We start from the raw sequence: 8,443 nt of genomic DNA, 5'->3' as shown, positions 1-8,443 counted from the left end.
GTGCAGCCCCCGCCGCCGCCCGGCGCTCCGGGCGTCCCGGGCGGCACCCCGCCGCCCGCGCCGCAGGCTCCGTCGCCGTCGGGTCCGGGGACACCGGGCGCCCCGGCCGGTGGCTATCTGCCGACGCAGCTCGCGCCGAGCATCGGCTCCAACGTCCCGCGGCCGCCCGGTCCGCCGGGCGTCCCCGGCACCCCGCCCGGTACGCCCCCGGGCACGCCTCCCGGTACGCCCCCGGGCGGCGTGCATCAGGCGGCCACGATGTTCGCGGACCCGAGCCAGGGCGGCCAGAACCCGCTCGCGGGCCCGCCCGGCGCGCCCCGGCCCCCGGGCCCGCCCGGCGCTCCGGGAGCACCTGGCGCGCCGGGCGCCCCCGGTACGCCGCCCGGCGGTGTGCACCACGCCGCGACGATGCTGGCGGGACCGGGGCAGCAGGGCGGCCCCGTACCGCCGTCGGCCGCCCGGCCGCCGGGCCCGCCCGGCATGCCGCCGGGGATGCCGCCGGGCGCCCCCGGCCCCGTACCGCCCGGTCCTGTACCGCCGGCGGCATACGGCTACCCGCCCCAGCCGTCCGGGCTGCCGACCGTCGGTCCGGGCTACCAGGCCGTGCTGCGCTACCGCGCGCCCGACGGCTCCGAGGCGCAGATCATCCGGCGCTCGGCGCCCGGCACCCCGCATCCCGAGTGGCAGATCCTGCACGAGCTGCGCGGGATGAACGTGCCGCCGCAGCAGGTGCTCGAACTCCACACGGAGCTGGAGTCGTGCGAGCTGCCGGGCGGTTACTGCGCGCGGATGATCCGGGAGACCTGGCCGCAGGTCCGGATCACCAGCGTCGCCCCGTACGGTCAGGACCACGCCAGCCGGCAGCAGGGCATGCAGCATCTCCTCACCCACCAGGGCGAGTTGCACCAGGTCGCGGACGGTCCCGCGCGCCCCGCGCCGGTCCGGGCGCCGCTGCCGCAGGTGGCGCCCGCGCCGCCGGTGCCGCCGGAGGGGATCGCGCAGGAACTGGCGGGGGCGTTCGGCCCGGGGGCCATCTGCCGGTTCGACCAGCGCGCCGTGTCCCGGCAGGGCGTGCCGGACCTGGTGGCGCGCACGCTGGTGTGGGCGGGGCTGCCGGCCGACTTCGGGCCGTTCTTCTGGGCGCAGCCCCCGCAGCCGGTGGTGCCGACGCTGGCCGAACTGGCCGCGCAGCGGCAGGTGCAGCCGGCCTCGGACGCGGGCTCGTACCTGGTGATGGGCAGCGACTTCGGGCGGGCGCTCTGCGTCCAGTACGGTACGGCGCACATCATGGCCGTACCGGTGGAGGCGGGTCCCGGCGGGCAGCCGGTGCCGCCGCAGTTCGTGAACACCGGGCTGCCGGAGTTCACCCGCTCCCTGGCGCTGCTGGGGCGGATGTGGCGGCTGCGCTACGGGCTGACCCCCGAGCAGGCGGGCCGCTGGACGGTCGATTTCCAGGCGCAGCTCGCGGCGCTGGACCCGGCGGCCCTGTCGTCGCCGGAGAACTGGTGGTCGGTACTGCTGGAACAGATGTGGGACGGATTGCTGTGACCGTTCGTTAGAACAGAACGCGTCGGCGGATGACCGAGGCGCCCATCGCGTTGCGGTGGGCGCCTCGCTGTACCCGATCCGACCCCGACTTTTATGGCTGTGTGACTACATGACTGTGTGGCTTGCCCCTGAGGGGCTTCAAGATGGGTGGTGCACCGTTGTCGGATCATGGCTTCGTGCCCGTATGGGGTCGTGGTTACCGTCCCGAACAGGTCGACCGGACGTACGCCGAGCTCTTCAAGGAGCGCGACGACGCCCGGGAGCGGATCGTGCGGCTCACCTCCCAGGCCGAGCAGTTGGCGGGCGAGGCGGAGCTGCTGGCGGCGCGGGTCTCCACGCTGGAGCAGCCGACGTACGAGACGCTCGGCCGGCGCGCCCAGCAGATCCTGGCGCTAGCGCGGCAGGAGGACGAGACCCTGCGGGCCGAGGTGCGCGAGGAGTGCGCGGCGGTGCTCGCGGCGGCCGAGGCGGTGGCGGCGGACATCCGCGAGGCGGCGCGCGCCCAGGCCGACGGCATACGGGCGGCGGCGGAGGCGGACGCCGACCGCGTGGTGGGGGCGGCGCGGGACGCGGCTGACGCGACGCGCGGCGAGGCCCGCGACGAGGGCGCGGAGCGCCGGGCGGAGGCGGTCGCGGAGCTGGACGAGGTGCGCCGGCGCACGCGGCGGTTGATCGAGGAGCTGGAGCAGAAGCACACGGAGCGGCTGGCGGCGACGGAGCGGGAGTCCACGGCGCGGGAGGCGGCGCTGGAGGCCGAGTCGGCCGAACTCGTCGCGCAGGCGCAGGCGAAGCTGGTGGAGGCGCAGCGCGGGCTCTCTGCGGCGGGGGAGCAGGCGCGGCACCGCCAGGAGGACGCGCAGGACCAGGCGAGCGAGCTGATGGCCCGGGCCAGGGCGCGGGCGGACTCGGTGACCCGGGACACCGAACGGCAGATACGGCTCCACGAGGAGGCGCGCGAGGAGATGCGGGCGCACATGGCGCACGTACGGAACAGCCTGGCGGCGCTGACGGGGAGGGCGCCGACGGAGGAGTGACGGGGTCTCCGCTCGCTGAGGGGTGTGGCTGCTGAGTCGCTGCCCCGCCTGTCCGCGCGGCTGCTAAGGACCCTGCTGGTCGGCGGGCGCGTCCGGGATCACCGGGAAGCGGCGCGGCGCGAGGAGGAGCAGGACGAGAAGGGCCAGCGCGCCCGCGACCGCCGCGCCCACGAAGACATGGTCGACCGCCGTGTCCATCGCCCGGCGCAGATAGTCGGCGGCCCCGGCGCCGAGGGACGCCGGGTCCGCCAGGGCCTGCGCGACACCGTCCACGTCCTGGGGCAGCCCGGGCGTGGGCGCGTTCGCCAGCCGCGCGGAGAGTACGGAGTTGGCGACCGCGCCGAACAGCGCGGCGCCCACGCTCTGGCCGATCAGCCGGCAGAAGAGGATGGACGCGGTGGCCGTGCCCCGCTCCGACCAGCCGACCGTCGACTGCACCCCGATGATCAGCGGAAGCTGGAACAGCCCCAGCGCCGCCCCCAGCAGCAGCATGATCAGCGTCGGCTGCCAGGCGTGGCCCGGGTAGGGGAGCAGGGGGAAGGCGAGCAGGACCAGTGTCGCGAGCGAGATGCCGATGACGGCGGTCAGCCGGAAGCCGATGCGGTTGTAGACCCGGTTGGAGAGGGCCGCGCTGACCGGCCAGCTCAGCGTCATCGCGGAGAGCACGAACCCGGCGGCGATCGGACCGAGCCCGAGGACGGACTGCGCGTACGTCGGGAGGAAGACGGTCGGGGCGACCATCAGCAGTCCGAGGGCGCCGAGCGCGAGGTTGACGGCCGCGATGGTGGGACGGCGCCAGACCCACCCCGGAAGGATCGGCTCCGCCGCCCGGCGCTCGATGACGACGGTGAGCGCCGCGAGGACCGCGCTGCAGCCGAGGAACGCGAACGACGGCGCGGAGAGCCAGGGCCAGGCGACCCCGCCCTGGACGAGCGCGGTGAGCAGGAGCGCCCCGGTCGCGAAGACGCCCAGGGCGCCCGCCCAGTCGATACGGGCCCGGGCGGCGGGCCGCGTACGCGCGTGAGCCTCCGTACCCGTCACGGCCGCGCGCGCCCGGTGCGGCTCGTGGAGGTACTTGACGACCAGCCAGAGCGCCACCGCCCCGACCGGCAGGTTGATCAGGAAGATCCAGCGCCAGTCCGCGTACCCCGCGATGAACCCGCCCACCGCCGGGCCCGCCACCGACGACGAGGCCCAGACCGTCGAGAGCCTGGCCTGTATCTTGGGGCGCTCCTTCAGCGGGTAGAGATCGGCGGCGATGGTCTGCACCGTGCCCTGGAGCGCCCCGCCGCCCAGCCCCTGGACGACGCGGAAGGCGATCAGGGAGGCCATGTTCCAGGCGGTGGCGCAGAGCAGCGAGCCGATGAGGAACAGGACGATGCCGGCGACCAGTACGGGCTTGCGGCCGAGGGTGTCGGAGAGCTTTCCGTAGACGGGCAGGGTGACCGTGACGGCGAGCAGATAGCCGGAGAACAGCCAGGAGAAGACGGCGAATCCGCCGAGGTCGCCGACGATCTGCGGGACGGCCGTGGAGACGATGGTGCCGTCCAGCGCGGCGAGCGCCATCCCGAGCATGAGCGCGGCGACGACGGGCCCGCGCTTGCCGGGGGTGCGCGGGCCGGCGGGTATCGCGCCCGTATGTCCCGCGCCTTTGGCGTGCTCGGTGCCCTTGGCGTTCTCGACGGCTCCGGCGTGCTCCGCGCCTCCGGCGTGCTCCGTGTCCTCGGTGGGTTCCGTCTCCTCGGTACTTCCTCCGGCGCCGCTCACAGGATCCCTTCCCCGTACACGTATTTCGTCGGGGACACCTTCTCACCCGCACCTCGGACGGCGGGAGGGGACGAAACGGAGTATTGGCGTCCTCCACCGGCGGGTGTAGTCCCCTAGGGGTACCTCCTTACTTCTGCCCAGGGGCCGTTCGTCCCGGTGGAGGACGTGTGGGCCTTTCCCGCTCCTTAGGTTGTTCTTACGGACACGGCGGCCCCGCCACGGGGCCCGCGCCGGGGGCTTCCCCACGACAGGGGGGTGGGGAAAACCCCAGGCGAAGACTGCGCCGGGCACCACTGTGTCCGACACCTCGAACACGCCAGACTCGTCCAGGCACGCGCCGGCGACGTCCCCGTAACCACACACGCACCCGCACCCGCACCTACGCACGCACCGACTCATGCGATGCATCAAGCGATATAGGAGACTTACCGTGACAACGGCTGTGACCATCCCCAAGCACGGGGGTACCGGAGGGCGTACGGCCGTCGCGGCGCGAGCGCGGCAGGTCGTCAAGGCGTACGGCTCCGGGGACACCCGGGTCGTCGCGCTGGACCATGTCGACGTGGACATCGCCCGGGGGGAGTTCACCGCGATCATGGGCCCCTCGGGTTCCGGCAAGTCGACGCTGATGCACTGCCTCGCCGGTCTGGACACGGTGTCCTCCGGCGAGATCCACCTCGCCGAGACCGAGATAACCAAGCTCAAGGACAAGCAGCTCACGCGGCTGCGCCGGGACCGCGTCGGCTTCATCTTCCAGGCGTTCAACCTGCTGCCGACGCTCAACGCCCTGGAGAACATCACGCTCCCCATGGACATCGCGGGCCGCAAGGCGGACAGCGCCTGGCTCCAGCAGGTCGTGGACACCGTAGGACTCGCCGACCGGCTCACGCACCGCCCGACGCAGCTCTCCGGCGGGCAGCAGCAGCGCGTCGCCGTGGCCCGCGCCCTCGCCGCGCGGCCCGAGATCATCTTCGGCGACGAGCCCACGGGGAACCTGGACTCGCGGGCCGGCGCCGAGGTCCTCGGCTTCCTGCGCCGCTCGGTGGACGACCTGGGCCAGACCATCGTGATGGTCACGCACGACCCGGTGGCCGCCTCGTACGCGGACCGGGTGCTGTACCTCGCGGACGGCCGGATCGTCGACGAGATGCTGCGCCCGACCGCCGACGCCGTGCTCGACCGGATGAAGGACTTCGACGCGCGGGGGCGTACCTCGTGACCGTCTTCAAGACCTCGATGCGCAACTTCTTCGCGCACAAGGGACGCATGGCGCTCTCCGCCGTGGCGGTCCTGCTCTCGGTGGCGTTCGTCTGCGGGACGCTCGTCTTCACCGACACCATGAACACGACCTTCGACAAGCTCTTCGCCGCGACCTCCGCGGACGTCACGGTCAGCCCGAAGAAGGCCGAGCCGGACGGGGATTCGGGCAGTTCAGGGACCGGCCGCCCCGAGTCGCTGCCCGCCGCCGCGATCGAGACCGTACGGAAGGCGGAGGGCGTACGGTCCGTCGAGGGCGCCGTCAGCAGCATGAGCGTGACCGTCGTCGACGACGCGAACAAGGACGTGGGCGGCAGCAACGGTGCCCCGACCATCGCGGGCAACTGGACCCGTAACGACCTGAAGTCGATGCGGATCACCTCCGGCCACGCGCCGCGCGGCCCGACCGAGGTGATGATCGACGCCGACGCCGCCGAGAAACACGGTCTCGCGATCGGTGACGAACTGCGCACCATCACCGTCACGGGCGACACCAAGGCGAGGATCTCCGGGATCGCGACCTTCACCGTCACCAACCCGGGCGCGACGATCGTCTTCTTCGACACCGCCACCTCGCAGCGGGTGCTGCTCGGCGGGACCGGCCGCTTCACGCACCTCAATGTCACCGCCGACCAGGGCGTCGGCGACGCGCGGCTCAAGCAGGACGTCGCGGCGGCGCTCGGGGCCGGCCCGTACAAGCTCCAGACGCAGCAGGAGGCGGCGGACGCGAACCGCTCCGACGTCGGCTCGTTCCTCGACGTCATGAAGTACGCGATGCTCGGCTTCGCCGGGATCGCCTTCCTCGTCGGCATCTTCCTCATCGTCAACACCTTCTCGATGCTGGTCGCGCAGCGGACCCGGGAGATCGGCCTGATGCGGGCCCTCGGCTCCAGCCGCCGGCAGGTCAACCGCTCGGTGCTGCTGGAGGCGGTGCTCCTCGGGATCATCGGCTCGGTGACGGGTGTCGCGGCCGGGGTGGGGCTGGCCGTCGGGCTGATGAAGGTCATGTCCTCCATCGGCATGGACCTGTCCACGGACGATCTGACGGTGAAGTGGACGACCCCGGTGATCGGCCTGGTCCTCGGCATCGTCGTCACGGTCGTCGCCGCGTACGTACCGGCGCGGCGGGCCGGGAAGATCTCCCCGATGGCCGCGCTGCGCGACGCCGGGACCCCGGCCGACGGGCGTTCCGGGTGGGTACGGGCGGTCATCGGCCTGGTCCTGACGGGCGCCGGCGGGGCCGCGCTGCTCCTGGCGGCGAACTCCGCGAAGGCGAGCGAGGGTTCGCTCTACCTCGGCGTCGGCGTGGTCCTGACCCTGCTCGGCTTCGTCGTGATCGGCCCGCTCCTCGCGGGCGGCCTGGTCCGGGTGCTCAGCGTGGCGGTGCTGCGGATGTTCGGCCCGGTCGGCCGGATGGCGGAGCGCAACGCCCTGCGCAACCCGAGGCGTACGGGGGCGACGGGCGCGGCCCTGATGATCGGCCTCGCGCTGGTGGCCTGCCTGTCGGTCGTCGGCTCGTCGATGGTCGCCTCCGCGACGGACGAGCTGGACCGGTCGGTCGGCGCGGACTTCATCATCCAGGGCAGCAACGGCCAGCCGATCGTGCCGCAGGCCCAGGCGGCACTGGAGAAGACGCCGGACATCGCGCACTTCACGGAGTACAAGTGGGTCGAGGTGGCGCTGACCGCCCCCGACGGCAAGACGGATCGCGTCGGCCTGGCGGCGGCCAATCCGTCGTACGCCACGGACCTGCGCCGTGAGACGGTGAGCGGTGAACTGGCGGCGGCCTACGGCAAGGACGCGATGTCGGTCGGCGACGACTACGCCGCGCGGCACGGCGTCGAGGTGGGAGACGAGATGACGGTGGCCTTCAACGGCGGCCGGACCGCGAAGCTGAAGGTCGCGGCGATCACCTCGGACGACGTGAACGTCGACAAGGGCGCGATGTACGTCAACATCACGACCGTCGAGCGGTACCTGCCGGCCGACCGGGTCCCCAAGAACATGATCATGTTCGCGGCGGCCGAGGACGGCAAGGAGAAGCAGGCGTACGCGGCCCTCAAGGACTCGCTGGCCGGCTACCCGCAGTACAAGGTGCAGAACCAGACGGACTTCAAGCAGAACCTGAAGGACCAGATCGGCCAGCTCCTGAACATCGTCTACGGCCTGCTGGCGCTCGCGATCATCGTCGCGGTGCTGGGGGTCGTGAACACCCTGGCCCTCTCTGTGGTCGAACGCACCCGGGAGATCGGCCTCCTCCGCGCCATCGGCCTCTCCCGCCGCCAGCTCCGCCGCATGATCCGCCTGGAGTCGGTCGTCATCGCCCTCTTCGGCGCGCTGCTCGGCCTCGGCCTGGGCATGGGCTGGGGCACCTCGGCCCAGAAGCTGCTGGCCCTGGAGGGCCTGGGGGTCCTGGAAATCCCCTGGCCGACCATCGCCACGGTCTTCGTCGCCTCGGCCTTCGTCGGCCTGTTCGCCGCCCTGATCCCGGCGTTCCGCGCGGGCCGCATGAACGTCCTGACCGCGATCGCGACGGAGTAGAACGTACGGACCAGGCACGCACGTACGGGTACGGTAGTCACTCCGGCCCCGGTGGACGCCCTCCAACGTCCATCGGGGCCGGAGTGCTGCGCGTTACGAGGCGAGGCGGTCGAACTCGCCTGCTTTTGCGCCGAGGATGAGGGCGCGGAGGCTGTCGGGTGTGGTGGTGAGGATGGTGTCCGGGGTGTCGCTCTCGCGGAGTTTGATGGTGCCGTCGCCGGTGGCGGCAACATAGACGCAGTTGGCGGCCTCGCCACTGTACGAGGACTTCTGCCAGTTGAGGGCCGACACGCGTT

Annotated in this window: 6 protein-coding genes; 4 read left to right on the top strand and 2 right to left on the bottom strand. The window is 72.6% G+C overall.

Annotation, left to right across the window (positions count from 1 at the left end):
- On the top strand, positions 1 to 1,548 hold a 1,548-nt coding region (locus tag ACFXKG_RS26460; RefSeq protein WP_384843911.1), incomplete at its 5' end, for an SUKH-4 family immunity protein.
- A gap of 176 nt (positions 1,549 to 1,724) precedes the next feature.
- Positions 1,725 to 2,582, top strand: coding sequence for a cellulose-binding protein (locus ACFXKG_RS26455; protein WP_384843908.1), 858 nt, complete (start codon positions 1,725 to 1,727; stop codon positions 2,580 to 2,582).
- 63 nt (positions 2,583 to 2,645) lie between these two features.
- Here the strand turns inward: ACFXKG_RS26455 and ACFXKG_RS26450 are convergent, their stop codons facing one another.
- Positions 2,646 to 4,211, bottom strand: a complete 1,566-nt coding sequence (locus tag ACFXKG_RS26450) for an MFS transporter (RefSeq protein ID WP_384843945.1) — start codon at positions 4,209 to 4,211, stop codon at positions 2,646 to 2,648.
- Between the two features lie 568 nt (positions 4,212 to 4,779).
- Between ACFXKG_RS26450 and ACFXKG_RS26445 the strand changes: the two genes are divergently transcribed.
- Entirely contained in the window at positions 4,780 to 5,568 is a 789-nt protein-coding gene (locus tag ACFXKG_RS26445) for an ABC transporter ATP-binding protein (protein WP_384843905.1), read from the top strand.
- Positions 5,565 to 8,147 carry an ABC transporter permease gene (locus ACFXKG_RS26440; protein WP_384843902.1) on the top strand — a complete coding sequence of 861 codons (2,583 nt, stop codon included), beginning with the start codon at positions 5,565 to 5,567 and terminating at the stop codon, positions 8,145 to 8,147. Before ACFXKG_RS26445 ends, ACFXKG_RS26440 begins: the two co-directional genes overlap by 4 nt.
- Positions 8,148 to 8,240: 93 nt before the next feature.
- Here the strand turns inward: ACFXKG_RS26440 and ACFXKG_RS26435 are convergent, their stop codons facing one another.
- Complete coding sequence (locus ACFXKG_RS26435; protein ID WP_384843899.1) at positions 8,241 to 8,438, bottom strand: DUF397 domain-containing protein; 198 nt, start codon at positions 8,436 to 8,438, stop codon at positions 8,241 to 8,243.
- Positions 8,439 to 8,443: the final 5 nt, after the last annotated feature.

It is taken from the genome of Streptomyces sp. NPDC059255, from assembly GCF_042752355.1.
GTDB lineage: Bacteria > Actinomycetota > Actinomycetes > Streptomycetales > Streptomycetaceae > Streptomyces.
This window is presented reverse-complemented; position numbering and strand designations above follow the sequence as displayed.